The 24,294-nt window shown below is 61.7% G+C and carries 26 protein-coding genes and 1 pseudogene; 9 read left to right on the forward strand and 18 right to left on the reverse strand.

Annotated features, from left to right (window positions below; genetic code table 11):
* Positions 1-81: 81 nt before the first annotated feature.
* Genes ccoP through ccoN form a run of 4 tightly spaced genes read right to left on the reverse strand, consistent with a single transcriptional unit; the run spans position 82 to position 3,245 of the window.
* Positions 82-1,011: a cytochrome-c oxidase, cbb3-type subunit III gene (ccoP, locus tag PVA39_RS10340; protein WP_274123991.1), complete on the reverse strand. Its 930-nt coding sequence runs from the start codon at positions 1,009-1,011 to the stop codon at positions 82-84.
* On the reverse strand, positions 1,008-1,193 hold the full coding sequence (locus PVA39_RS10345; protein ID WP_013791955.1) for a CcoQ/FixQ family Cbb3-type cytochrome c oxidase assembly chaperone: 186 nt from the start codon (positions 1,191-1,193) through the stop codon (positions 1,008-1,010). The genes ccoP and PVA39_RS10345 overlap by 4 nt, the downstream gene beginning before the upstream one ends.
* Before the next feature lie 4 nt (positions 1,194-1,197).
* Entirely contained in the window at positions 1,198-1,806 is a 609-nt protein-coding gene (ccoO, locus tag PVA39_RS10350; RefSeq protein ID WP_013791954.1) for a cytochrome-c oxidase, cbb3-type subunit II, read from the reverse strand.
* Complete coding sequence (gene ccoN, locus PVA39_RS10355; protein ID WP_274123992.1) at positions 1,806-3,245, reverse strand: cytochrome-c oxidase, cbb3-type subunit I; 1,440 nt, start codon at positions 3,243-3,245, stop codon at positions 1,806-1,808. Before ccoN ends, ccoO begins: the two co-directional genes overlap by 1 nt.
* Before the next feature lie 99 nt (positions 3,246-3,344).
* On the opposite strand from ccoN, the gene PVA39_RS10360 reads away from it, so the two are divergent.
* Positions 3,345-4,019, forward strand: a complete 675-nt coding sequence (locus PVA39_RS10360) for an alpha/beta family hydrolase (protein WP_274123993.1) — start codon at positions 3,345-3,347, stop codon at positions 4,017-4,019.
* Positions 4,020-4,456: 437 nt separating this feature from the next.
* On the opposite strand, the gene PVA39_RS10365 is transcribed toward PVA39_RS10360, so the two are convergent.
* From PVA39_RS10365 to PVA39_RS10400, 8 genes are all read right to left on the reverse strand, one after another.
* Entirely contained in the window at positions 4,457-4,762 is a 306-nt protein-coding gene (locus tag PVA39_RS10365; protein WP_274123994.1) for a hypothetical protein, read from the reverse strand.
* A 92-nt stretch (positions 4,763-4,854) separates the two neighbouring features.
* Complete coding sequence (locus PVA39_RS10370) at positions 4,855-5,016, reverse strand: DUF2986 domain-containing protein (protein ID WP_013791948.1); 162 nt, start codon at positions 5,014-5,016, stop codon at positions 4,855-4,857.
* Positions 5,017-5,045: 29 nt separating this feature from the next.
* Positions 5,046-5,468 (reverse strand): GNAT family N-acetyltransferase, encoded by a 423-nt coding sequence (locus PVA39_RS10375; protein ID WP_274123995.1) that lies wholly within the window; start codon positions 5,466-5,468, stop codon positions 5,046-5,048.
* 86 nt (positions 5,469-5,554) lie between these two features.
* A complete protein-coding gene (locus PVA39_RS10380; RefSeq protein ID WP_274123996.1) occupies positions 5,555-5,884 on the reverse strand; it encodes a hypothetical protein in 330 nt (109 codons plus the stop codon).
* A gap of 35 nt (positions 5,885-5,919) precedes the next feature.
* Positions 5,920-6,258, reverse strand: coding sequence for a DUF6966 domain-containing protein (locus tag PVA39_RS10385; protein WP_274123997.1), 339 nt, complete (start codon positions 6,256-6,258; stop codon positions 5,920-5,922).
* Between the two features lie 38 nt (positions 6,259-6,296).
* A complete protein-coding gene (locus PVA39_RS10390; RefSeq protein WP_274123998.1) occupies positions 6,297-6,791 on the reverse strand; it encodes a DinB family protein in 495 nt (164 codons plus the stop codon).
* Positions 6,792-7,016: 225 nt separating this feature from the next.
* On the reverse strand, positions 7,017-8,372 hold the full coding sequence (locus tag PVA39_RS10395; RefSeq protein ID WP_274123999.1) for a hypothetical protein: 1,356 nt from the start codon (positions 8,370-8,372) through the stop codon (positions 7,017-7,019).
* A 110-nt stretch (positions 8,373-8,482) separates the two neighbouring features.
* The gene (locus tag PVA39_RS10400) at positions 8,483-9,301 is read right to left on the reverse strand and encodes a hypothetical protein (RefSeq protein ID WP_274124000.1); all 819 of its coding nucleotides are present in this window, start codon (positions 9,299-9,301) and stop codon (positions 8,483-8,485) included.
* A 139-nt stretch (positions 9,302-9,440) separates the two neighbouring features.
* On the opposite strand from PVA39_RS10400, the pseudogene PVA39_RS10405 reads away from it, so the two are divergent.
* Positions 9,441-9,596: pseudogene (locus tag PVA39_RS10405) on the forward strand (IS110 family transposase); the annotation flags it as partial.
* Between the two features lie 55 nt (positions 9,597-9,651).
* Here PVA39_RS10405 and PVA39_RS10410 read toward each other — a convergent pair.
* The gene (locus tag PVA39_RS10410; RefSeq protein ID WP_274124001.1) at positions 9,652-11,217 is read right to left on the reverse strand and encodes a methyl-accepting chemotaxis protein; all 1,566 of its coding nucleotides are present in this window, start codon (positions 11,215-11,217) and stop codon (positions 9,652-9,654) included.
* 331 nt (positions 11,218-11,548) lie between these two features.
* On the reverse strand, positions 11,549-14,287 hold the full coding sequence (gene acnA / locus PVA39_RS10415; RefSeq protein WP_274124002.1) for an aconitate hydratase AcnA: 2,739 nt from the start codon (positions 14,285-14,287) through the stop codon (positions 11,549-11,551).
* Between the two features lie 243 nt (positions 14,288-14,530).
* Here acnA and rlmM point away from each other — a divergent pair, with 243 nt between their 5' ends.
* Together rlmM and tusA are read left to right on the forward strand one after the other, a co-directional pair.
* Positions 14,531-15,586 (forward strand): 23S rRNA (cytidine(2498)-2'-O)-methyltransferase RlmM, encoded by a 1,056-nt coding sequence (rlmM, locus tag PVA39_RS10420; RefSeq protein WP_274124003.1) that lies wholly within the window; start codon positions 14,531-14,533, stop codon positions 15,584-15,586.
* 77 nt (positions 15,587-15,663) lie between these two features.
* Positions 15,664-15,906, forward strand: a complete 243-nt coding sequence (gene tusA / locus PVA39_RS10425; protein WP_013791937.1) for a sulfurtransferase TusA — start codon at positions 15,664-15,666, stop codon at positions 15,904-15,906.
* A gap of 248 nt (positions 15,907-16,154) precedes the next feature.
* On the opposite strand, the gene PVA39_RS10430 is transcribed toward tusA, so the two are convergent.
* Positions 16,155-17,534, reverse strand: coding sequence for an MATE family efflux transporter (locus tag PVA39_RS10430; protein ID WP_274124004.1), 1,380 nt, complete (start codon positions 17,532-17,534; stop codon positions 16,155-16,157).
* 111 nt (positions 17,535-17,645) lie between these two features.
* On the opposite strand from PVA39_RS10430, the gene pdxB reads away from it, so the two are divergent.
* Positions 17,646-18,797 carry a 4-phosphoerythronate dehydrogenase PdxB gene (pdxB, locus tag PVA39_RS10435; protein ID WP_274124005.1) on the forward strand — a complete coding sequence of 384 codons (1,152 nt, stop codon included), beginning with the start codon at positions 17,646-17,648 and terminating at the stop codon, positions 18,795-18,797.
* A gap of 18 nt (positions 18,798-18,815) precedes the next feature.
* On the opposite strand, the gene PVA39_RS10440 is transcribed toward pdxB, so the two are convergent.
* Entirely contained in the window at positions 18,816-18,992 is a 177-nt protein-coding gene (locus tag PVA39_RS10440) for a PA1571 family protein (RefSeq protein ID WP_274124006.1), read from the reverse strand.
* Positions 18,993-19,173: 181 nt separating this feature from the next.
* Here PVA39_RS10440 and PVA39_RS10445 point away from each other — a divergent pair, with 181 nt between their 5' ends.
* Entirely contained in the window at positions 19,174-19,746 is a 573-nt protein-coding gene (locus PVA39_RS10445; protein ID WP_274124280.1) for a DUF1287 domain-containing protein, read from the forward strand.
* 59 nt (positions 19,747-19,805) lie between these two features.
* Here PVA39_RS10445 and PVA39_RS10450 read toward each other — a convergent pair whose 3' ends face one another.
* Positions 19,806-20,093: a DUF3509 domain-containing protein gene (locus tag PVA39_RS10450; RefSeq protein ID WP_274124007.1), complete on the reverse strand. Its 288-nt coding sequence runs from the start codon at positions 20,091-20,093 to the stop codon at positions 19,806-19,808.
* A gap of 115 nt (positions 20,094-20,208) precedes the next feature.
* Positions 20,209-20,430, reverse strand: coding sequence for a hypothetical protein (locus PVA39_RS10455; protein WP_093501655.1), 222 nt, complete (start codon positions 20,428-20,430; stop codon positions 20,209-20,211).
* Positions 20,431-21,015: 585 nt separating this feature from the next.
* Here PVA39_RS10455 and dnaX point away from each other — a divergent pair.
* From dnaX to recR, 3 genes are all read left to right on the forward strand, one after another.
* A complete protein-coding gene (gene dnaX / locus PVA39_RS10460; protein WP_274124008.1) occupies positions 21,016-23,145 on the forward strand; it encodes a DNA polymerase III subunit gamma/tau in 2,130 nt (709 codons plus the stop codon).
* A gap of 17 nt (positions 23,146-23,162) precedes the next feature.
* Complete coding sequence (locus tag PVA39_RS10465) at positions 23,163-23,489, forward strand: YbaB/EbfC family nucleoid-associated protein (protein ID WP_013791929.1); 327 nt, start codon at positions 23,163-23,165, stop codon at positions 23,487-23,489.
* Positions 23,490-23,655: 166 nt separating this feature from the next.
* Entirely contained in the window at positions 23,656-24,255 is a 600-nt protein-coding gene (gene recR / locus PVA39_RS10470; protein WP_027906360.1) for a recombination mediator RecR, read from the forward strand.
* Positions 24,256-24,294: the final 39 nt, after the last annotated feature.

Here is a 24,294-nt window from a genome sequence, read left to right on the forward strand (position 1 = left end):
CGCGAGCTTTAGCGCCCGACCAGGCAACAAAGAACTTGCGGCTAAAGCGGATCGCCGCCCGGCCTCTCCTACACGTGTGTATTATTTGCCTGGTTGTGGTTTGCGACTCAAACTCAGCACATAAGCCGCCAGCAGGTGCACCTTGTCGTTGCCCAGGTAGTGCTCCTGCGCCGGCATCTGGCCGTTGCGGCCGTAGCGGATGGTCTGCTGCAGTTGCGCCAGGCTCGAGCCGTAGATCCAGCCACCCGGGTGAGTCAGGTCCGGTGCGCCCATGGTCGCCGTGCCGGTGCCTGCCGGGCCGTGGCAGGCCACGCAGGTGGTGGAGAACAGCTGCTTGCCCTGTTCCAGGTCGATATTGCTGCCCTCGGCCAGCGGCAGGCCCGCCAATTCGTGGCGCACGTAGCCGGCGACGTTGCGCACGCCGTCATCACCGAGCACCTGGCCCCAGGCCGGCATCACGCCGATGCGCCCATTGAGGATGGTGGTCTTGATGGTTTCGGCGTCGCCGCCCCAGCGCCAGTTCTCGTCGGTCAGGTTGGGAAAACCCACCGCGCCCTTGGCGTCCGAGCCATGGCAGATCGAGCAGTAGGTGGCGAACAGCCGGCCGCCCATCTTCAGCGCCTGCTCGTCCTGGGCCACCTGTTCCAGGGGCATGGCCGAGTACTTGGCGAAGATCGGCCCGTACTGGGCGTCGGCCTTGGCCACTTCGCGCTCCCACTGGGCGACCTGGGTCCAGCCGTCTTCATAGCCGGGTAGCAGCCCTTTGAAGTTGCCGAGCCCCGGATACAGCGCCAGGTAGCCCGCGGCGAAGATCAGCGTGCCGAGAAACAGCATGAACCACCAGCGCGGCAGCGGGTTGTCGTACTCCTCGATGCCGTCGAAGGAATGGCCCATGGTCTGGTCGGTGGTGTTCTTGCGTTCCCCCTTGCGTGTGGCGAACAGCAGCCAGAACAACGCGACCAGGCTGCCGAGGGTCAGCAGCGTGATGTACCAGCTCCAGAAAGTGCTCATGGGGTGTCTTTCCTTACTGCTGCTTTGTTGGGTTCATCGGCGAAGGGCAGGTTCGCCGCATCCTCGAAGGCCTTGGCGCGTTTGCCGCTGTAAGCCCACAGCGTCACGCAGGTGAAGGCGATCAGTACCAGGGCGGTGCCGATGCCGCGCACCATGCCGATGTCGATCAGGTCGGTAAGCATGGGATCACCTCTTGTTCTTCAAGGCAGTGCCGAGCACTTGCAGGTAGGCAACCAGGGCGTCCATCTCGGTCTTGCCCTTCACCGCAGCGCTGGCGCCGGCGATGTCGTCATCGGTGTAGGGCACGCCGAGAAACTGCATGGCCTTGAGCTTTTTGGGCGTGTCCTTGCCGTCGAGCACGTTCTCGACCAGCCAGGGGTAGGACGGCATCTTCGACTCCGGCACCACGTTGCGCGGGTTGTAGAGATGCGCGCGGTGCCACTCGTCCGAGTAACGGCCGCCGACCCGGGCCAGATCCGGCCCGGTACGCTTGGAGCCCCACAGGAAGGGGTGATCCCAGACGCTTTCGCCGGCTACCGAGTAGTGGCCGTAGCGCTCGGTCTCGGCGCGGAACGGGCGGATCATCTGCGAGTGGCAACCCACGCAGCCTTCCTTGATGTACACGTCGCGGCCTTCGAGCTGCAGCGCGGTGTAGGGCTTCATGCCGGCGACCGGCTCGTTGACCACGTCCTGGAAGAACAGCGGGACGATCTGTGTCAGCCCGCCGATGCTGACGGCGAACACCATCAGCAGGGCCATCAGGCCGACGTTCTTTTCGACGATTTCGTGTTTCATCAGTGGGCTCCCTCAACCGAATACAGGGCGGCAGCTTCCAGTTCTTCCGGCTTGCTGGCGCGCACGGTCTGCCAGGTGTTCCAGGCCATCAGCAGCATGCCGGTGAAGAAGATCGCGCCGCCGATCACCCGCACCACGAAGCCGGGGTGGCTGGCTTCCAGCGCCTCGACAAAGGAGTAGGTGAGCGTGCCGTCGCTGTTCACCGCGCGCCACATCAGGCCCTGGGCGATGCCGTTGACCCACATCGAGGCGATGTACAGCACGGTGCCGATGGTGGCGAGCCAGAAGTGCGCGTTGATCAGGCCGATGCTGTGCATCTGCTCGCGGCCGAACACCTTGGGAATCAGGTGATACAGCGAGCCGATCGAGACCATGGCAACCCAGCCCAGGGCGCCGGCGTGCACGTGGCCGATGGTCCAGTCGGTGTAGTGGGAGAGGGCGTTGACGGTCTTGATGGCCATCATCGGGCCTTCGAAGGTCGACATGCCGTAGAACGCCAGGGAAACCACCAGAAAGCGCAGGATCGGGTCGGTGCGCAACTTATGCCAGGCGCCCGAGAGGGTCATCATGCCGTTGATCATGCCGCCCCAGCTCGGTGCCAGCAGCACCAGGGACATCACCATGCCGAGCGACTGCGCCCAGTCCGGCAGCGCGGTGTAGTGCAGGTGGTGCGGGCCGGCCCAGATGTACAGGGTGATCAGCGCCCAGAAGTGCACGATCGACAGGCGATAGGAATACACCGGGCGCCCGGCCTGCTTGGGCACGAAGTAGTACATCATCCCCAGGAAGCCCGCAGTCAGGAAGAAGCCCACCGCGTTGTGGCCGTACCACCACTGGATCATCGCGTCGGTGGCGCCGGCGTACAGCGAGTAGGACTTGGTCATGCTCACCGGCACTTCCAGGTTGTTGACCACGTGCAGCAACGCCACGGTGAGGATGAACCCGCCGAAGAACCAGTTGCCGACATAGATGTGGCTGACGTTGCGCTTGATGATGGTGCCGAAGAACACGATCGCGTAGCTGACCCAGACGATGGTGATCAGAATGTCGATCGGCCATTCCAGCTCGGCGTATTCCTTGGAGCTGGTGTAACCCAGCGGCAGGGTGATGGCCGCCAGCAGAATCACCAGTTGCCAGCCCCAGAACGTGAAGGCCGCCAGCTTCGGTGCGAACAGCGTGGCCTGGGAGGTGCGCTGTACGGCATAGTAGCTGGTGGCGAACAGGGCGCAGCCGCCGAAGGCGAAGATCACCGCGTTGGTGTGCAGGGGCCGCAGGCGACCGAAGCTGGTCCACGGCAGGTCGAAGTTGAGCCACGGCCAGGCGAGCTGCGCTGCGATAAGCACGCCGAGCCCCATCCCGACTATGCCCCACACCACCGTCATGATGGCGAATTGGCGAACCACCTTGTAGTTATAGGCGGAACTGGTTGTTGTGTTCATGTCTGGGTTTCCATCCACGGTTATGGGCAGATCATCTGCAGCCCCCGCGCACGGACAAATCCGTACACGAAAAAAGGCTTTTTTATGAGCGAGGCAAGCATGCGAGAAGGGCAGCAGAGCGGTATTGACGCCGGTCAACAGGCACAGGAAAGCCCAGCACCAGCGCTGCTCTGGGATCGGCCAACGGGCGCCAGCCAGGCCACGCTGATCCTCGCCCACGGCGCCGGTGCGCCGATGGACAGCGACTTCATGAACCTGATGGCCGAGAAGCTCGCCGCCCGCGGGCTGACGGTGGTGCGCTTCGAGTTCGACTACATGGCCGCGCGCCGCCAGGACGGCAAGAAACTCCCGCCCAACCCCCAGGCCAAACTGCTCGACTGCTGGCGCGGCGTGTATGCCGCCGTGCGACACCAGGTCACGGGGCCGTTGGCCATCGGCGGTAAATCCATGGGCGGGCGCATGGCCAGTCTGCTGGCCGACGAACTGGATGCTGACGGCCTGGTCTGCCTGGGCTACCCCTTCCACGCCATCGGCAAGGCCGACAAACCGCGCACCGCACACCTGGCCGACCTGAAAATGCCGACCCTGATCGTGCAGGGCGAACGCGACGCCATGGGCGACCGCCACACCGTGGCCAGTTACCAGCTCTCGGCGGCCATCGAACTGTGCTGGCTGACGGCGGGCGACCACGACCTCAAACCGCTGAAGGTGTCCGGTTATAGCCACGAACAGCATCTGGAGTCGGCGGCGGATGCTGTGGCGGCGTTTCTTTAAACCTGATCACGATTTCTATGTGCATGAAGCCGATCCACTGTGGGAGCGGGCGGGGACGCCCAGTCCATGCCCGCGAAAAATCACGGGCATGGCCCGTTCCCACAGATAATCACAAGCCCAAGGGTGGATCTGGGCGCGTAGTTGCGGATAGTGCCCATGCTCTGCGTGGGCGCCCAGCCTGTGGCGCTCCGCGCCATGATTGCAGGGCTCAGGAAGCGGTGCATGGACGCAGAACGTCCTGCCAGTGCGTTCCCACGCGGAGAGTGGGAATGATCAAGTAACGCCCCCTTATCCGTGGCGTGCTGCCGCCGAATTGTAGGAGCCCCGACCCGGGGCGAATGGCGGCGCAGGCAACCCTAATATCGCTGGGCTACCAACGATCCAATCGCGCCGAGGTCGACGCTCCTACGCGCAAGCTGCGTGGTGCTGATTGACGCTTAATCCGTCAGCCGCTCCCCACAATGCAGGCAGTTCGCAGTCGCCGGGTCATGGTAATAGCCGGCCCGCTCGTCGACCCTGTGATGGGGCGACTCGCCACAATTGGGGCAGCTGTAACGCTCCAGCAACTGATGCTGGCGATACAGATTGAGCAGGCCGCCGCCGATGATCAGGGCCAGGGTTATTACCGCGAAATCCGGAGCGCCAACGATCGCCAGCGCGAACAGGGCGATCACCAGCACGGCGAGCAGTGATTCCAGAAAATCCACCTGGCTGCGCAGGCGGTTGTAAGCGTTCTGGCTCATGGCAGGGCGTCCTTGTTAGTGGGTAGCCATTGCCAGTGTGGCTTCAGTTACGACGCCATATGCCTGATGGAAAACAAATGAAGCAGTTTGCGTTACTCGACGGCGCTGCTCGGGCTTTCAGTCGCCTCGGCCTCCAGCTTCGCCCGGTCAGCCTTGCTGATGTATTTGGGCTTGTTGCTCTTGGGCGCGAGCTTGGCATTGGCCTTCTTGGCGTGTGCCTCCAGCAACTGCTTGATCTTCTTGCGACGATTCATCTGGGTACCTGTGGTAAGTGTCGAGCGCTTCAGCCCGCGGTTTTCTTCAGGGCCATGCCTTGGCTTGCCGGTGCTGTAAGTGCAAAGCCGAACTGCTGGTACAGGCGGTACGCTTCGCCGTCTGCGATCAGGCTGACGTAGCCCGATTCCGGCACCTCGCGGGCGATGTAATCGCTGATCGCCGCCATGATCATCTTGCCCAGGCCACGGCCTTGATGCTCCGGCAGCACGGCGATGTCCACCACCTGATAGAAAGCGCCGCCATCACCGATCACCCGGCCCATGCCCACCGGCTCGCCGGCGTAGAGCACCTGCACGGCGAACAGACTATTGGGCAGGCCACGGCTCGCCGCCTCGACGGTCTTGCCGCTCAGCCCGGCTGCAGTGCGCAGATGGCGATAGGTTTCCACCGACGGGATGGCATGCACGAGGGAATAGGCGGTATCGGTCATTCGATGGGGCCTTTGCTGGGCATGATGCTTCGTGTGCGGAGAGCGGCTGCCAGGTGATTACCGGTGAAAAGAGTTGTTGAGGCGAATCAGCCGGCGTCGCTGTCGATAAGAGCTGCATGGTAGCGCGCCAACAACAATGGCAACGCCGTCTCGCGCCAGAACTTCAGGCTGATATGCCCCGACGACATGCCGCCATGGGCGTGCCGCTCAACGAACACCGACTCTTCTGCGCTTGTGGGCAAGCCAACCAGGCGCTCGAAGGTCGCCTCGAGAGTTTCGGCCAGTTGCGCCTCGCTTGGCGGAAGCGGCAGCGCAGCCAGTGCCTCGCTCATTTCCTGCCACAGATAGGGATCACCCCGCAGACCCCACTGGATGGGCTCAGGTTGGAAGAGTTCGGATAGGGTCGTAGTCGGCATGATTCAGGTGGCCTTTGCTGGGCTGTACGCGGAAGTCAGTCTACATCTGTGGCATTGCGCAGCCTTATCGCCCGGGCCGCCATATAGACGCGATTAGACGCTTCATCCAGCGACTCCATTCCGGCAATGAAGCGGCCATTCAGCCATGGTGCGTAGTCGTTGAAGCTGCCCATGCCGCCGTAAACGGACATCACCGAGCACGCCAGGCCCGTCAGTTCTTCCCCATCGTAATGGCTGCCCGCCAGCGCTCTGGCTGTCGACAGGCAATTGCGGAAATGCGTGCCCCAGTGGCTATCTGGGTCGAGGGCGAGAATATCGCTGAGCGCCGCGAGATGAGCGATTAGTTCATTCAGTTGGGTTTGCGGATTGGTCATGGTGCGCCGTGTGAGTTTGTATCGAACGGGAATATGCCTCAGGCGTTTCGACGCTCAGGCTCCGCGCCATGAATAAACACCGTGTAGGTATCGGCGGGCCGGTTGCCGTCAGCCCGGTCAAGGGCATGGCCGATGGCGCCGCGATGATAGGTGCCGTGGTTGACCAAGTGGAAGATCGCTTCTTCACGGCTCAGCATGCCCTGCTGGCCATCCACGAAAACAAAGCGAATAGGCTCCTGAAGTTGTCCAGGCGTGAGGCCATTTAGGTACGCAGCCAACCACTGATTGGCCTCCGTCAGCCGGCGATCCAGCTCATCGAGCTGGGGCAGGGTATCGGTGTTGGTGCTGTCATGGGGCGCCGGCTCCCCAAGTAGCCTCGCGCGGAACAACTCTTCCACGCGAACCAGATGGTTGAGCTGCTGCCGAGCGAAAGCCAGCGCCTCGTGCTGCGTCAGTGGATCGAGTTGAGCGACCGCGTCTAGCGTTCGACGGTCTGCCCAGCCTTTGTATTGGAGGGTGTTGTGGATGAGCATTTAGTTGGCCTTGGGCGCTGTTTGAAGGGGAGAGACCATAAGCATCGTCAGGCATACATTAATTAAGATTTGTCGGGTGGCGGAGCGCGTAGCGGAAGCTTTATTCGTCAATCGCTTTGAAATGGTAAGGGTGGATGAAAAAGGCGTCACCCACCCTACTTACTGTTTCAGATCTTGCATAAAATTTGGTTAAGAGGCCGGCTTTATATGGTTATTATATCCCCTTTACCAGATTACTTTCCAAACTCCGCCGCCAGTACATTTAGAACAGTGGTAGAAATTATTCCATGCCGAAGCACCTTCAAGTCTTTCAACTCCCTTTTTAGCTTTGTCAGCGTTATTAGCCCCCTGCCATGAGTTATGCCCGCAGTCCTTGATCCTCACGAGCACATCATGGGATGGGGTATTTCTTGTCTTTTTGTAGTAGCGAGTTTCGCCTTCAGTTGGCGTGGTTCTCTCGGATAAATCTTCAGTTTCTGATCCGTCCGCCCCGCTGTTTTCTTTGAGGCGGTTCAATGCATACTCGGCGGCCTCTGCCTTGCTAGCCTGTCGTGCAATTTCGCGATTAGCCTCATCTAATGAGGCTTTTAGCTCTTCATTCTCTTGAATGAATAAGCGTGCTAATTCGATTTCTTCCGAGTTGGCGTTGGCGCGCTGCTCCAGTTCTAAGAGCCTAGTTCTTGCAGCTTGGTTCTGAATTTCACGAATAATAGAAGGTGGCTCTACAGTAAGAGAAGCGACTCCCATTACACTACGCCTTAAGAGAGCGCGGAATCGCTGCATACCCTTGCCATCTGTGTCCTGAGATAGCACTTGACTAGCAGTCCATACTGAGCTCTTTGGGGAAAGAGATTCATCAAGATCTTTTTCGCGTGGCCAGTACAAGCGTATGGCTCCAAGATAGCAAGAATTTGACTTTCCAAGCTCGTCGGTTAATACCCAAGATGCCTCTTCGTCAATGCGAACTACGCCCGCTAATCCTGCTAGATCAGTTGCCAGTAGATTCTCAAGATCTTCCCAGATCGGCTCTTGCTCAACTTCAGAAACGACAGCAATAGGTAATGTTCTGGACGAATCTTGGATCATTGACTTGAGTTGGTGGCCGCCTTCTGCTCCATAAAGTATCTGTGGAGTAGAATTGGGTATAGGGAAGTTTCCAATATGCCAATCAGGGCGCAACCCAAGAAGCTTTTTAACAATGAATGGGCAGCGAGGATCAGTGAATACCGGTGCAACGATGGTGGCTATATTCTGAACAGCCAAGGTTGCATAGACGACAACTTTATCCGTAAGATTAAGGAAGGCGATGGTGGTGATAAACTGCTGTCCTGATGTTGTTGGCTCTAAAAGAGTAAGCTCTCTAAATGTACCAGCTTCGGACGTGGCGTCTCTTCGTTGAAATTGACCGGCCGGCGATCCTCTTGTTTTTGAGATAAAGTTTCCTGAAGAAGCTGCAGGATTGGGGGCGCCTTTTTCAATCAGCCATTCATCCAATGCTTTTTCAATGCTGGCTGCTGAGTTAAAAACTTCCTCTTTGGACAAACCCGTTGATTCTAGAAGGTACGCGGAAAGAATCTGCATTCAGAGAGACTCCATTGGCTAATAGAGAGGTATAACGTTTGGTTAAGAGGCGGCTTTAGCCCGCCCCAGTGAGCGCAGCAAACGGTTTGAACCAATGATTAGAGGTTGCGTTAGGCCGGGTCAAATGTATGTTCTTCATGGTAGCGAAGGATGGTGTACATTTTGGGTGCGCCATTGATTTTTTGAACCTCAACGTCGACTACATATGCAAGCTTGTGCCATGGTTTCGAAAAACGGTCGTCACCCGCGAGCATGGCTTCTTTCACTGCGTTATTTTCGAATATTACTTTCAGCGGCTTCTTGGATATGTCTTCGATTGTCGCTTTGTCACCAGTGTGTGACTCGGTATCAAATTTAGTTTGATACCAATACATTACTTTATTTTTTTGAATGTGATCGTCAGGTTCTTGAAGGCGCTCAAGATGTCGTTGAATGGTGTTCTGAGCTGCATTGGCTTCTTGAGAGTTTATAAAGAACTGATTAATTACTGTGCCGCCATCTGATACGGTGAAATTTAGCTGGGAGCCATTGTCTTTTGCTACGGGCTCTAGAATGTTTTTCCATTGCTTTAAGTCTTGCTTGAAGACCTCCTTGGGCGGAGTATCAATTTTTCCAAGAAGCCAGTCTATTATTGCTTTGGCTTGGGTAGTCCACTCTGAAAGCGAGCCGCCACTCCAGACCAACGGAACAATTGGCATTGTTAGCGCCACAAGCTCGACAATTATAGAGCCTGTACGGACTTCTTTTATATAAAGCTCTGTGCTCGCATCATAATCTTGATTGGTTTCAGATTCGATAAATCTCTGATACTGCTGGTTGATGCCGAGCAGGGACATCGTGAGGTCTGTTAGAATAACTGGTTTTTGGTTGCTAATCTTGATTTCAAGCCTATGGCTGAAATCTATTTCAATGACGTTACTAACATCCATGAGTAACCTGCTGTTTGGCTAAGTGTGGAATTTAGTCCAGTCCAATGAGCGAAGCGAGCGATTTTAATGCTGTAAAGGATTCTCCCCACACCACAGTTCTATGCCAAGTAGCGTGGTGACTGAAATTGGGAGAGCCGTTATGAAGCGCATAGCAGTTGATCTGGCCAAGTCCGTTTACCAAGTTGCCGAGAGTGTCCGTTCCGGCCAGGTGGTGCAGCGCAGGCGGCTGAACCGAGAGGCGTTCCAGCGATATATACAGGAGCAGAGCGAACCGGTCGAGTGCGTGATGAGGTCGAACACCAGGAGTAAGGCTAGTAAAAAGGCGCAACATTACGCTGCGCCTCAATTGCCTACCGATTAAACCGCGCCACCAACGAATACTGCCCCTGCGCCGTACTGGTCAGCTCCTCACTCAACAACGCCGTACTCTGTGCCTCACCGGCCGTCTGGTCGGACAGTTGAGCGATGGTGGTGATATTGCGGCTGATTTCGTCGGCGACGGCGCTTTGTTCTTCGGCGGCGGCGGCGATCTGGTCGGCCATTTCGTTGATATTGGCAACCGCGTCACTGATGCCGGCTAGGGCCTGGTCGGCCTGTTGCACGCGTTCGACGCCTTCGTCGGCCTGTTTGCGGCCGATGTCCATGGTCAGCACGGCTTCGTCGGCGGTGCGTTGCAGTTTGGCGATCAGGGCGTGGATCTGGCCGGTGGACTCGGCGGTGCGTTGCGCCAGGGAACGGACTTCGTCGGCGACCACGGCGAAGCCGCGGCCCATTTCGCCGGCGCGGGCGGCTTCGATGGCGGCGTTGAGGGCCAGCAGGTTGGTCTGGTCGGCGATGCCCTTGATCACGTCGACCACGCCACCAATTTCGTTGCTGTCCTGGGCGAGTCGGGTGACGGTTTCGCCGGTTTCGCCCACCGACAGGGACAGGCGCTGGATAGCTTCGCGAGTTTCGCTGGCGATGGCGCGGCCTTCCTGAGTCAGGCGGTTGGCTTCCTGGGTGGCGATGGCGGTGCGCGCCACGTTGTTGGCCACTTCCAGGGTGGTGGCGGCCATCTCGTTGACGGCAGTGGCGACCTGGTCGGTTTCTTCGCGTTGGCGCTGCAGGCCGGTGGAGCTGTTGTGGGCCAGCACGTCGGCCTGGGCCGCCTGCTTGGCGAGGTTCTCGGCGCTGTCCTGCAGGCGAGTGAGGCAGGTTTTCAGGCGTGCTTCCTGGCTGAGGATGGACAGTTCCAGGCGGCCTTCGACGCCGCGGTTGTCGGTGTACATTTGGGCGATCAGCGGGTCGGAGGTGCTTTGTTCGGCCAGTTGTAGCAGGCGTTTGATGCCACGGCTTTGCCATGCCAGGCCGAGCAGGCCGAGAGGAATCGATAGCGCAGCGGCAGCGACGAAGCCCCAGGTGCTGTCCAGCCAGGCGCCGACCAGAAAGCCGACCTGGCTGACCAGAATGAACGGCAGCCAGTTCTGCACCACCGGCAGCCAGCGGTCGCGGCTGGGGATCGCTGCCTTGCCGGCGTTGATGCGGGCGTAGAGCGCCTGGGCACGTTGCACCTGCTCGGCAGTGGGCTTGCTGCGCACCGACTCGTAGCCGGTGACCTTGCCGTCATCCAGCACCGGCACCACGTAGGCGTTGACCCAGTAATGGTCGCCATTCTTGCAGCGGTTCTTGACGATGCCCATCCACGGCCGGCCGGCTTTCAGGGTTTCCCACATATGGGCGAACACGGCGGGCGGCACGTCGGGGTGGCGTACCAGGTTGTGCGGCGCACGGATCAGCTCGTCGCGGGAGAAACCGCTGATCTCGATGAAGGCTTCGTTGCAGTAGGTGATCTGGCCCTTGAGATCGGTAGTCGAGATCAGGCGTTGCTGCGCCGGGAAAGTCCGCTCGTTACCGGTGATGGGCTGGTTGTTACGCATGGCATCGACCCTGATGTCAGTGCGAGGCCTGGGGAAAGTAGGGCAGGCGAGTTAGGAATCCAAATGCCTACAGACTACAACTATGGGTCTAACCCACATGTGGCCTAACAAGGCCGATCCTACAGGCAACGCTTTTATGGTTATCGCTTACGCGTGGCAGGCCTGCAGTGTAACCAACTTTCAAGGCGTGGAGCGTTTTGACGCCGGTAAAACGACGGTCCATTGGTCGAGGGGGGGCGGGCACGTTCGAGCGCGCAAAAGAAACCCGGGTGTCGCTGCGCTCGACCCGGGTTATGGAAAGTCCCGCGCAGCAACGCTGCGCGGGTGATCGTCAACCGGCGATCAGCTGACGCAGTACGTAGTGCAGGATGCCGCCGGCCTTGAAGTACTCGACCTCGTTGAGGGTGTCGATGCGGCAGAGCAGCTCGACGCTTTCCAGCTTGCCGTCCTCACGGGTGATTTCCAGCGTCAGCGGCATGCGCGGGCGCACCTCGACGCCGTCCAGGCCCTTGATCGCCAGGGTTTCCTTGCCGGTCAGGCCGAGGCTCTTGCGATCCGCGCCGCCGGTGAACTGCAGCGGCAGCACGCCCATACCCACCAGGTTGGAACGGTGGATGCGCTCGAAGCTCTCGGCGATCACCGCCTTGACGCCCAGCAGGTTGGTGCCCTTGGCCGCCCAGTCGCGGCTGGAGCCGGTGCCGTATTCCTTGCCGGCGATCACCACCAGCGGAGTGCCTTCCTGCTGGTAACGCATGGAGGCATCGTAGATCGCCAGCTTCTCGCCGCTCGGCACGTGCAGGGTGATGCCGCCTTCCTCACCGTCGAGCATCTCGTTGCGAATGCGGATGTTGGCGAAGGTGCCCCGCATCATCACTTCATGGTTGCCGCGGCGCGAGCCGTAGGAGTTGAAGTCACGCGGCTCGACGCCTTGCTCGCGCAGGTAGCGACCGGCCGGGCTGTCGGCCTTGATGTTGCCGGCCGGGGAGATGTGGTCGGTGGTCACGGAGTCGCCCAGCAGCGCCAGGATGCGTGCATTGGCAATGTCGGTGATCGCCGGTGGCGCCTGGTCGATGGCCTCGAAGAACGGCGGGTGCTGGATGTAGGTGGAGTCGTTCTGCCAGGTGTAGGTGTCGGCTTCTGGCACCTGGATGGCCTGCCACTGCTCGTCGCCTTCGAACACCTCGGCGTATTCCTTGCGGAACATGGCAGTGTCGACCTTCTGTACGGCCTCGGCGATTTCCTTCTGGCTCGGCCAGATGTCGCGCAGGTACACCGGCTTGCCGTCGCGGTCTTCACCCAGCGGCTCCTCGGCGATATTCACGCGCACACTGCCGGCCAGGGCATAGGCGACCACCAGGGGCGGAGAGGCCAGCCAGTTGGTTTTCACCAGCGGATGCACGCGGCCTTCGAAGTTGCGGTTGCCGGACAGCACCGAGGCGACGGTCAGGTCATGTTCCTGAATGGCCTTCTCGATCGGGTCCGGCAGTGGGCCGGAGTTGCCGATGCAGGTGGTGCAGCCGTAGCCGACCAGGTCGAAGCCGAGTTTGTCGAGATACTCGGTCAGCCCAGCAGCGGCGAAGTATTCGGTCACCACCTTGGAGCCGGGGGCCAGCGAGCTCTTGACCCATGGCTTGCGCTTGAGGCCTTTCTCCACGGCCTTCTTGGCCAGTAGGCCGGCGGCCATCATCACGCTCGGGTTCGACGTGTTGGTGCAGGAGGTGATCGCCGCGATCACCACGGCGCCGTCGCTCAGCGGGTGGCGGTGGCCGTCCATCTCGTAGTGGATCTCGTTCTGCGCGGCGTTGCCGACGGCCACGCCACCGCCGCCTTCGCTTTCCAGTCGACCTTCCTCTTTACGCGGCGGCTTGAGCTGCAGGCCGAGGAAGTCTTCGAAGGCCTGGCCGACCTGGGGCAGGGCGACGCGGTCCTGCGGGCGTTTGGGGCCGGCCAGGCTGGCTTCGACCTGGCCCATGTCCAGCTCCAGAGTATCGGTGAACACCGGCTCGCTGCCGGCCTGGCGCCACATGCCCTGGGCCTTGGAATAGGCCTCAACCAGCTTGACGGTCTCATCCGGGCGACCGGACAGACGCAGGTAATCCAGGGTGATTTCATCGACCGGGAAGAAGCCGCAGGTCGCACCGTATTCCGGCGCCATGTTGGCGATGGTGGCGCGGTCGGCCAGGGGCAGTTCAGCCAGGCCGTCGCCGTAGAACTCGACGAATTTGCCGACCACGCCTTTCTTGCGCAGCATCTGGGTGACGGTCAGCACCAGGTCGGTGGCGGTGATGCCTTCCTTGAGCTTGCCGGTGAGCTTGAAGCCGATCACTTCGGGAATCAGCATCGACACCGGCTGGCCGAGCATCGCCGCTTCCGCCTCGATACCGCCCACGCCCCAGCCCAGCACGCCGAGGCCGTTGATCATGGTGGTGTGCGAGTCGGTGCCGACCAGGGTGTCGGGGTAGGCGTAGGTCACGCCGTCTTCTTCCTTGGTCCACACGGTGCGGCCCAGGTATTCCAGGTTCACCTGGTGGCAGATGCCGGTGCCCGGCGGCACCACGCTGAAGTTGTCGAAGGCGCTCTGGCCCCAGCGCAGGAACGCGTAGCGCTCGCCGTTGCGCTGCATCTCGATCTCGACGTTCTCACCAAAGGCCTCGGGGCTGGCGAACTTGTCGACCATCACCGAGTGGTCGATTACCAGGTCGACCGGCGACAGCGGGTTGATCTTCTGCGGGTCGCCGCCTGCCTTGGCCATGGCGTCGCGCATGGCGGCCAGGTCGACCACCGCCGGCACACCGGTGAAGTCCTGCATCAATACGCGGGCAGGGCGGTACTGGATCTCGCGCTCGGAGCTGCGTTTTTCCAGCCAGTCGCTGATGGCTTGCAGGTCATCCTGGGTGACGGTCTTGTCGTCCTGCCAGCGCAGCAGGTTTTCCAGCAGCACCTTGAGCGAAACCGGCAGCTTGTCGATGTCGCCCAGCTGTTTGGCGGCGTCCGGCAGGCTGAAGTAATCGTAGGATTTACCGTTCACATCGAGGGTGCGGCGGCAGTTCAGGCTATCGATGGAGGACATCGTGCATCTCCTTGTGGCTTGCACGGTACAAGCCGTTCTGGTTTGGCAGGGGCTCTGTGGCCCTGCGCGATGAGTCCCTTGGCCAGGCTCGTGCGGCTTGCGGTGAGCCGTCGCCTGATCGTGCGCCTGTCGAGCATAGCCCGCAGGCGCAGCCGGCGATGCCGGGATGCTGTTCTCTGGACAGGGAACTAAGGCCCTGGGTTCCGGTTTTCGCTATCATGCGCGGCCTACGGAGATAGCCTAATGAAGACTTTGTTGCTGCACTGCCGCCCCGGTTTCGAGAGCGAGGTGTGTTCGGAGATATCCGAGCATGCGGCGCGTCTCGATGTGCCCGGTTACGCCAAGGCCAAGCCGGATACTGCCTGCGCCGAATTCATCTGCAGTGACGAGGCGGGCGCCGAGCGGCTGATGGCCGGGCTGCGTTTCAGCCAGTTGATCTTCATCCGCCAGTGGGCGCGCGGCGCCTTCATCGAACTCCCCGAAAAGGACCGCATCAGCGTGCTGCTCGAGCACCTGGCGCCGCTGCCGACCTTCGGTAGCCTGTGGCTGGAGGTGTTCGACACCAACGACGGCAAGGAGCTGTCCGGCTTTTGCAAGAAGTTCGAAGGCCCGCTGCGCAAGGCCCTGACCGGCGCCGGCAAGCTCGCGGAGAACGCCCGCGCGCCGCGCCTGCTGCTGACCTTCAAGAGTGGCCGCGAAGTATTCGTCGGCATGGCCGAACCGAACAATTCGGCTATCTGGCCGATGGGCATTCCGCGCCTCAAGTTCCCCCGCGAGGCGCCCAGCCGCTCGACCCTGAAACTCGAAGAAGCCTGGCACACCTTCATCCCGCGCGAGCAGTGGGACGAGCGCCTCTCGGACGAGATGACCGGCGTCGACCTGGGCGCTGCGCCGGGCGGTTGGACCTACCAACTGGTACGCCGCGGCATGCTGGTGACCGCCATCGACAACGGCCCGATGGCCGAGAGCCTGATGGACACCGGCCTGGTCAAGCACCTGATGGTCGACGGCTTCACCTGGAAGCCCAAACAGCCGGTGGACTGGATGGTCTGCGACATCGTCGAGAAGCCCGCACGCAGCGCCGCGTTGCTGGAAACCTGGATTGGCGAGGGCCATTGCCGCGAGGCGGTGGTCAACCTCAAGTTGCCGATGAAGCAGCGCTACGCCGAGGTGCAGCGCCTGCTCGAGCGCATCGCTGAAGGCCTGGCCGCGCGCAAGGTCAAGGCGAGCATCGCCTGCAAGCAGCTGTATCACGACCGCGAGGAAGTGACCTGCCACCTGCGCCGGCTGAGCAAATAGAGCGAATTTGAACGGTGAGCTGCCCGCGACGGCAGCCACTTCCCGAATGCAGCAAGAATGATCAAGCGGAGCCCGTGATGCTCGATTCGACCCCTGACGACACCCTCGACGCTACCGGCCTGTTCTGCCCCGAGCCGGTGATGATGCTGCACAACAAGGTGCGCGACCTGCCGGCCGGCGGCCTGCTCAAGGTCATCGCCACCGACCCCTCGACTCAGCGCGACATCCCCAAGTTCTGCGTGTTTCTCGGCCACGAGCTGGTGGAGCAAACGCAGGATGCCGAGACTTATCTGTACTGGATTCGCAAGAAGGCGGATTGAGCGGGCCTATGCAGTAGTGGTCATACGCGGTCTTGTGGGAGCGGGCCATGCCCGCGATTCGATTGGATGGATCGCGACGGAGTCCGGCTTGATCGGGTGACCTGAGGTTTAGGACGACCTGCTTTTAGGCAAACCAGAGCTGGTGCGTAGTCCACACCTGCCATTCGCGGGCATGGCCCGCTCCCACAAGGGATCGCTGTCTATTGCTTACTATTGTGAGCGAAGCGATACCCAGGACGATCAACCCGCTAAGCTGCCGGTTGCAGCCGAATCCGTCGCCCGGCGCTTCTTTTCAAGCGCAGCATCAGCATCAGTGCCGCGCTGGTCAGCCCCACGATCAGCCCCTGCCACAGCCCGGCCGGGCCGCTGGGTACGCCGACCAGGTCGGTCAGGCCCAGTACGTAGCCGACTGGCAAGCCGATGCCCCAATAGGCGAACAGGGTCAGGATCATCGTCGCCCGGGTGTCCTGATAGCCGCGCAGGGCGCCGGCCGCGGTGACCTGGATAGCGTCGGAGAACTGAAACAGCGCCGCGTAGACGATCAGCGCCACGGCCACTTCGATGACCTCCGGTGCCGAGGAGTAGATACGCGCAATCGGTTCGAGCAACATCAGCATGCATGAGGCTGAGACGCAGGCGTAGGCCAGCGCCGTGGCGATGCTTACGCCCGCGGCGAAGCGTGCCTCACGCGGTGCGTCACGGCCCAGCTCCTGGCCGACCCGCACGGTGGCCGCCATGCCGATGGAGTAGGGGATCATGAATACCAGCGAGGCGAAGTTCAGGGCGATCTGGTGGCCGGCGACCACCGTTTCACCCAGGCCGCCGATCAGCAGGGCGATGACCGCGAAGATGCTCGACTCGGCGAACACCGCGATGCCAATGGGCAGGCCGATGCCCAGCAGGCGCTTGATCAGCGACCAGTTCGGTCGGTCGAAACGCTGCAGCGGCGTGGTCGCCCGGTAGGCTGGCGCACGGCGAATCCACCACAGCAGGCACAGCAGCATGAACAGCATCGCCAGTGCCGTGGCCCAGCCGCAGCCGGTGCTGCCCAGAGGCGGCAGGCCGAGCTTGCCGTAGATCAGCACGTAGTTAAGCGGAATGTTCACTAGCAGACCGAGCAGGCCCACCACCATGGCCGGGCGCGTGCGGCCCAGGCCATCGCTGTAGCAGCGCAGCACATGAAACAGCGCCACGCAGGGCATACCGAACGCCACTCCGTGCAAGTAACCCATGGTCGGCGCGATCAAATCCGCATCGACCTTCATCAGGTGCAGCACGAACTCGGCGTTCCACAGCAGCGTGCCGGCCAGGGCACCTACCGCCAGAGCCAGCCACAGGGCCTGGCGCACCAGCGGGCCGATCTCGGCAAGCTGCCCCGCGCCGAAGCGCTGAGCGACCTTGGGTGTGGTGGCCAGCAGAATCCCGGTCATCAGCAGGAACACCGGCACCCAGACCGAGTTGCCCAGGGCCACGGCGGCCAGGTCGCGGGCGCTGTAGCGCCCTGACATGACAGTGTCGACGAAGCCTACTGCGGTATAGGCCAGTTGCGCGATGATGATCGGGGTAGCGAGGGCCATCAGCGTACGCAGTTCGGTGCGCACGCGCTGCAGGCGAGGTTGGGCAGGCATGGGATTTCGCAGGGCAAAGAAAGCCGACTAGTTTACGCGCTGACGGATCGGTCAGGAAAGGCGAAGCGTCGCGCTTGCGGTAGAATGCCTGCCGGTTTGTGGAGAACTACCATGCGCATCGTTGCCGACGAAAACATTCCCCTGCTCGACGAGTTCTTTGCCGGTTTCGGCGAGATTCAGCGGCTACCTGGCCGCGCCATCGACCGCGCCGCCGTCGCCGATGCCGATGTGCTGCTGGTGCGCTCGGTCACGACCGTCGACAGGGCGATGCTGCAGGGCAGCCCGGTGCGCTTCGTCGGTACCTGCACCATCGGCACCGATCATCTGGATCTCGATTATTTCAGCGAAGCCGGCATCGCCTGGAGCAGCGCACCGGGTTGCAACGCCCGCGGGGTGGTCGACTACGTGCTCTGTAGCCTCTTGGTGCTTGGCGAGCGCCTGGGTGCCGACCTGGCGCAGCGCACCTACGGTGTGGTCGGCGCCGGGCAGGTGGGTGAGCGGCTGATCAAGGTGCTGCGCGGCCTTGGCTGGCGTGTGCTGGTCTGTGATCCGCCACGGCAGCGCGCGGAGGGCGGCGACTATGTGAGCCTTCAACAGATCATCGAGCAGTGCGACGTGATCAGCCTGCACACCCCGCTGACGCGCGATGGTGAATTCGCCACCCGCCATCTGCTGGACGCCGAGCTGCTGGAACAACTGCGCCCGGGCACTTGGTTGCTCAACGCGAGCCGTGGTGAGGTGCTCGATACCGCGGCGCTCTGTGCGTTGCTGCAACGCGGCGCCGATCTGCATGTGGTGCTGGACGTCTGGGAGGGCGAGCCGCTGGTCGATCTCGAACTGGCCGCGCTGTGTCATATCGCCACGCCGCACATCGCCGGCTACAGCCTGGAGGGCAAGCTGCGCGGCACCGCGCAGATCTACCAGGCGTTCTGCCGCGCCCAGGGCATCGAGGCGATGATTTCCCTGGAGTCATTGACGCCGCCACGCTGGCTGCAGCGCCTGAGCATCGCCGCCGGCAGTGATCCGGCCTGGGCGCTGGCCACCGTATGCCGGGCGATCTACGACCCACGTCGTGACGACGCCGATCTGCGCCGCAGCCTGGTGGTGGACGAGCAGGCGCGCAAGGCCGGCTTCGACCTGCTGCGCAAGCGCTATCCGGTGAGGCGTGAGATAGAAGGGTTGGACGTACAGCTGGAGGGCTCGGACGAGCCGCTGAGCGCGCTGATCAGCGCACTGGGTGCGCGCGTGATCAGCGTGAAGTGACGATGCGCCGGTAGGCGTTCAGCGGGGCGCTTCTTCGCGTTCGCTGGCCGTGCCTTTGTCGAGCTCGTTGCAGGCCTGCTGGATCATGCTTTCGGTAATCGGAATCTCACGACCGTTGGGGTCGATCAGCGCGCCGTGGGCGAGCTCACAAGACGTGTCGGACTGCGGTGACTGCTGCTTGTCGGTGCTGCTCATGGTGGTCTCCTCATCAGGTGTTATGCGCATTGTCCAAGGCATCCATGCTTGATGACGTTATCTAGTGATGGGGGCATCCCAATAAGGCTTCAACCGTGCCCAGCCATACTGTCGCAAAAAATTACCGGATAAAGAAGAGAGCGTGTCGAACGGTTTCGCGATTATAAGGAGGCAGGAAGTGCTGAGAATCGGATTGTTGCTGCTGGGCTGCCTGCTGAGCCTGCAGGTAGCGGCCATCGAGCCGGCAGCGCTGGTGAGCGGTGCGCGCGAGCAGGTGGGTGTGACGTTGTCCTACGATCCCGCCTACCGGCGCATCGCCTACCCCGGCGGCGACGTGCCGATACAGACCGGCGTGTGCACCGATGTGGTGATCCGCGCCCTGCGCCTGCAGGGCTTGGATTTGCAGAAGGCGGTACACGAGGACATGGCGGCGAATTTTTCGGCGTACCCCAAGCAGTGGGGGCTGAAGCGCCCGGATCGCAACATCGACCATCGCCGCGTACCTAATCTGATGATCTGGTTCAAACGTCAGGGCATGGCGCTGCAGACAGGTCGCGAAGCCGGTGATTACCGAGCCGGCGATATCGTCACCTGGGATCTGGGCCGCGGCCAGCCCCACATCGGCATCGTGTCCGACCGGCTGTCCTCGGCGGGCGAGCCACTGATCCTGCACAATATCGGCGCCGGAACGCGGGAGGAGGCCATCCTGTTTCGCTTTCCCATCACAGGGCATTACCGCTTCACGCCAAGCTAACCACAGAAACGACGAAGCCCCGCGCCTTGTGGGCAGCGGGGCTTCGGCTGGGACGGCGATCAGGCGTGGTGATAGCTGATGATGCTGTCCTGCTCCTTGAGCACTTTGCGCATCTCGGCCGGGATGTTGCCGGCTCTGACGGCCAACTCCAGGCGGATATCTTCGAGGCTTTGATTGAAAGCGTTCGAGTCATTGATCTGCAGTTTCTTCAAGACCCGGCTGTAGGCGGTGGTTTCCGCTTCATCGATCAGGGAGAGAACGACGCTACCGTCCGGGCGAGGCCGACTGAAGGTGGCACGTAGTGGGGCGAATAGCTTCTCGACAAGCTGTCGATGACCATTTTCCATTGACGAACTCCAGTTTTACGTAGGAACCCCTATGAGTGGCTGGAAATCATTTAGTTCGACGATGGGTGCGTTTTCGCTCACTTATGTTCGAAAATTTTCGCTTTTATCTCGGTGATCAGCGACGCAGTGCCTGGCGCGTACGCTCGATCACGCCTGGCAGCGTGTCGGCGCCGTACTGGCCGGGGTAGAGGCGCTGGGTATGCTGAGCCACACCGGTGTGGTCGACCACGGTGAAGCTGAAGCTGCCCTTGCGTGGCGCCAGAATATGGCAGGCCAGCGGGGCGAATGCGTTGGAAAGGGTATGGATAGCGTTCTGGATTTGTTGAGTTGTATTCATATTCGGGTGTTCCTGTACTGCAGGCGCATGATCGCGCCATAAAAATAGGGCTCCGGTCATTGGCTCATGCCAACGGGATTGGTTATCGGAGCGAGCTGCGCGCTTTTAAGTTCAACCTATCTAGGGTGAACCAGCGGGCCATTTGGGAACCTGGGCGAGGCTGTCACTGCGAGGCGAAGACAGGCGAGAAAGCGCCGTTCACGAGCTGTAAACGAGCATTTCGACGAGCCTGGTTTCAACGCGACAATGGCAATGCAGAGGGTTCTCTAGCGGCTTGCTGTAGCGGGTCTGTACTTCGGAAGACTGGCGAGGTCAGCGCATGAGCGAGACGGCCAGATCAGTCAGCGGAGGGGGTCATGGCAGAGATGCGTGCATCGATTGGATGCCGATTGCCAGGAAACCATCAGAAAGGCCCAGGGGCCGGATGACTTGCAGCGTGGTACGAACGGGGCGGACTATACGCGGCTGTATAAAAAATAGCCAGCCCTGATTTGATCTTTTTCTGTGCGCTGATCGGCGTCGCACTGATAGGCCGACTTGAGCTAGCATTAGCGCTCTTTTGCTTTCCTCTGGCGACGGTTTTCAATGAGTTATCAGGTTCTTGCACGCAAATGGCGCCCGCGGTCGTTTCGCGAGATGGTCGGGCAGACCCATGTGCTGAAAGCGCTGATCAACGCACTCGACAGCCAGCGTCTGCACCATGCCTATCTGTTCACCGGCACCCGCGGGGTCGGCAAGACCACCATCGCGCGGATCATCGCCAAGTGCCTGAACTGTGAAACCGGTATCAGCTCCACGCCCTGCGGCACCTGTTCGGTGTGCCGGGAGATCGACGAGGGGCGTTTCGTCGACCTCATCGAAGTGGACGCCGCCAGCCGCACCAAGGTGGAAGACACCCGCGAGCTGCTCGACAACGTGCAGTACTCGCCCAGCCGTGGGCGCTTCAAGGTCTACCTGATCGACGAAGTGCACATGCTGTCCACCAGCTCCTTCAACGCGTTGCTCAAGACGCTCGAGGAGCCGCCACCCCACGTCAAGTTCCTGCTTGCCACCACCGACCCGCAGAAGCTGCCGGTCACCGTGCTGTCGCGCTGCCTGCAGTTCTCCTTGAAGAACATGCCGCCCGAGCGCGTGGTCGAGCACCTGAGCCACGTACTCGGCGCCGAGAACATTCCTTTCGAGGACGATGCCCTTTGGCTGCTCGGCCGCGCCGCCGACGGTTCGATGCGCGATGCCATGAGCCTCACCGACCAGGCCATCGCCTTTGGCGAGGGCAAGGTACTGGCGGCCGATGTGCGCTCCATGCTCGGCACCCTCGACCACGGTCAGGTGTACGGCGTGCTGCATGCGCTGATCGAAGGCGATGCCCGCGGCCTGATCGAAGCGGTGCGCCAGCTCGCCGAGCAGGGCCCGGACTGGAGCGGCGTGCTGGCCGAGATGCTCAACGTGCTGCACCGTGTGGCCATTGCCCAGGCGCTGCCCGATGCGGTGGACAACGGCCAGGGTGACCGCGAGCGCGTGCTGGGCCTGGCCCAGGCCCTGCCCGCCGAAGACGTACAGTTCTATTACCAGATGGGCCTGATCGGCCGTCGCGACCTGCCCTTGGCGCCGGATCCGCGCAGCGGTTTCGAGATGGTGCTGTTGCGTATGCTGGCATTCAGACCGGCGGGCGAGGGCGATGCCCCGAAGGTGGCGCTAAAGCCACTGGGGATCAGCCAGGCCAAGGTTGATCCCCAGGTAACCCCGGTGGCCGACGCAGCGCCTGCTGCGTCGCCAGCCGTTGCCAGCGCTGCACCGCAGGCACCTGCCGCGCCGAGCGAGCCAGCAGTGCCCAGCCAGCCGGCGCCGCCCGCTGTTGAGCCGCCCGCTGCGCAACCGGCGCCAGCTGTCGCCGCGCACGCGGTCGCTGCACCTGTTGCTGCTACACCGGCTGTCACGCCGCCGTGGGAAGAGATGCCGGCCGCAGTCGAGCCTATGTCACCCGTTGCGCCGGTCAGCGAAGCGCCAGCACCTGTACAAGCTCCTGCGCAGTCCCCGGAGCCAATAGTCGCAGCGCCCGCGACGCGACAGCCTGCCGCCGTAGCCGAGCCGCAGCCCGAACCTGCCGCTGAGCTGCCCGTTCCGGAGCTGGCCGAAGTGCCGGTGATCGACACCAGCGACCTCAACCCGCCGGACAGCGATGATGAGCCACCACCCGGCGACTACGACTACGTGGCGATGGACGTCGACAACCTGGATTACGATTTCGCCGATGCGCTCGGCGATGATCAGCCCCAGGCCGAGCCAGAGCCGGAACCCGCCGCGATGCCCGCCACGGGCCTGGCCGCCGAATGGCTGGAGATCTTCCCCAAGCTCGGCCTGAGCGGCATGACCGGCAGCATCGCCGCCAACTGCACGCTGATCGCCGCCGAAGGCGACAAGTGGCTCTTGCACCTGGACCCCGGCCACAGTGCACTGTTCAACGCGACCCAGCAGCGCCGCCTGAACGATGCCCTCAACGCCTATCATGGCCGCGAGATGCAGCTGAGCATCGAACTGATCAAGCCCGAGCAGGAAACCCCGGCCCAGGCCGCCGCCCGCAAGCGCGCCAATCGTCAGCGTGAAGCCGAGGCGTCGATCCAGAACGATCCGCTGGTGCAGCAAATGATTTCCCAGTTCGCCGCCTCCGTGCGTGCGGGCAGTATCGAACCCGTCGATAACGTCGTTAATCCCTGACTACCGAGGACAACATCATGATGAAAGGTGGCATGGCCGGCCTGATGAAGCAGGCGCAGCAGATGCAGGAAAAGATGCAGAAGATGCAGGAAGAGTTGGCCAACGCCGAGGTCACCGGCCAGTCCGGCGCCGGCCTGGTCAGCGTGGTGATGACCGGTCGCCACGACGTCAAGCGCGTCAGCCTCGACGACAGCCTGATGCAGGAAGACAAGGAAATCCTCGAAGACCTGATCGCCGCCGCCGTCAATGACGCCGTGCGCAAGATCGAAGCCAACAGCCAGGACAAGATGTCCGGCATGACGGCGGGCATGCAGTTGCCGCCCGGCTTCAAAATGCCGTTCTAAGGCCGCTTCCATGTGGGAGCGGGCCATGCCCGTGATATGGGTATGGCCCGCCCTGTAGGATGCGTCGGGCCGCGTAGGATGGGTGAAACCCATCAATCGTCGATGGGTTTCACCCATCCTACGGCCTGTTAAATCTTCACGCCTTACCCTCCTCGAGCACTGCACCATGAGCTTCAGCCCCCTGATCCGCCAACTGATCGAATCGCTGCGCATCCTGCCCGGCGTCGGCCAGAAGACCGCCCAGCGCATGGCGCTGCAACTGCTCGAGCGCGACCGCAATGGTGCTCAGCGGCTGGCCCAGGCGTTGAGCCAGGCGATGGAGGGCGTGGGTTATTGCAAGTCGTGCCGCAGCCTCAGCGAGAGCGAGCTGTGCCAGATCTGTGAAGACCCGCGCCGCGACGACAGCCTGCTGTGCGTAGTGGAAGGCCCGATGGACGTGTATGCCGTCGAGCACACCGGCTTTCGCGGGCGTTACTTCGTGCTCAAGGGCCACCTGTCACCTCTCGACGGCTTGGGCCCGGAGGCCATCGGCATTCCCGAGCTGCTGGCGCGCATCGAGGCAGGTCAGTTCAGTGAAGTGATCCTGGCCACCAACCCGACGGTGGAGGGCGAAGCGACTGCGCATTACATCGCTCAACTGCTGGCCGGCAAAGGCATGGTCGCCTCGCGCATCGCCCACGGCATGCCGCTGGGTGGCGAGCTGGAGCTGGTCGATGGCGGCACGCTGGCTCACGCTCTGGCAGGGCGCCGGCCAATCAACCTCTGATTGATAGCAGGGCGCCCTCTGGCTGAGTTAAGAATATCT

It is taken from the genome of Pseudomonas sp. CNPSo 3701, from assembly GCF_028674975.1.
GTDB classification, from domain to species: Bacteria; Pseudomonadota; Gammaproteobacteria; order Pseudomonadales; family Pseudomonadaceae; genus Aquipseudomonas; species Aquipseudomonas straminea.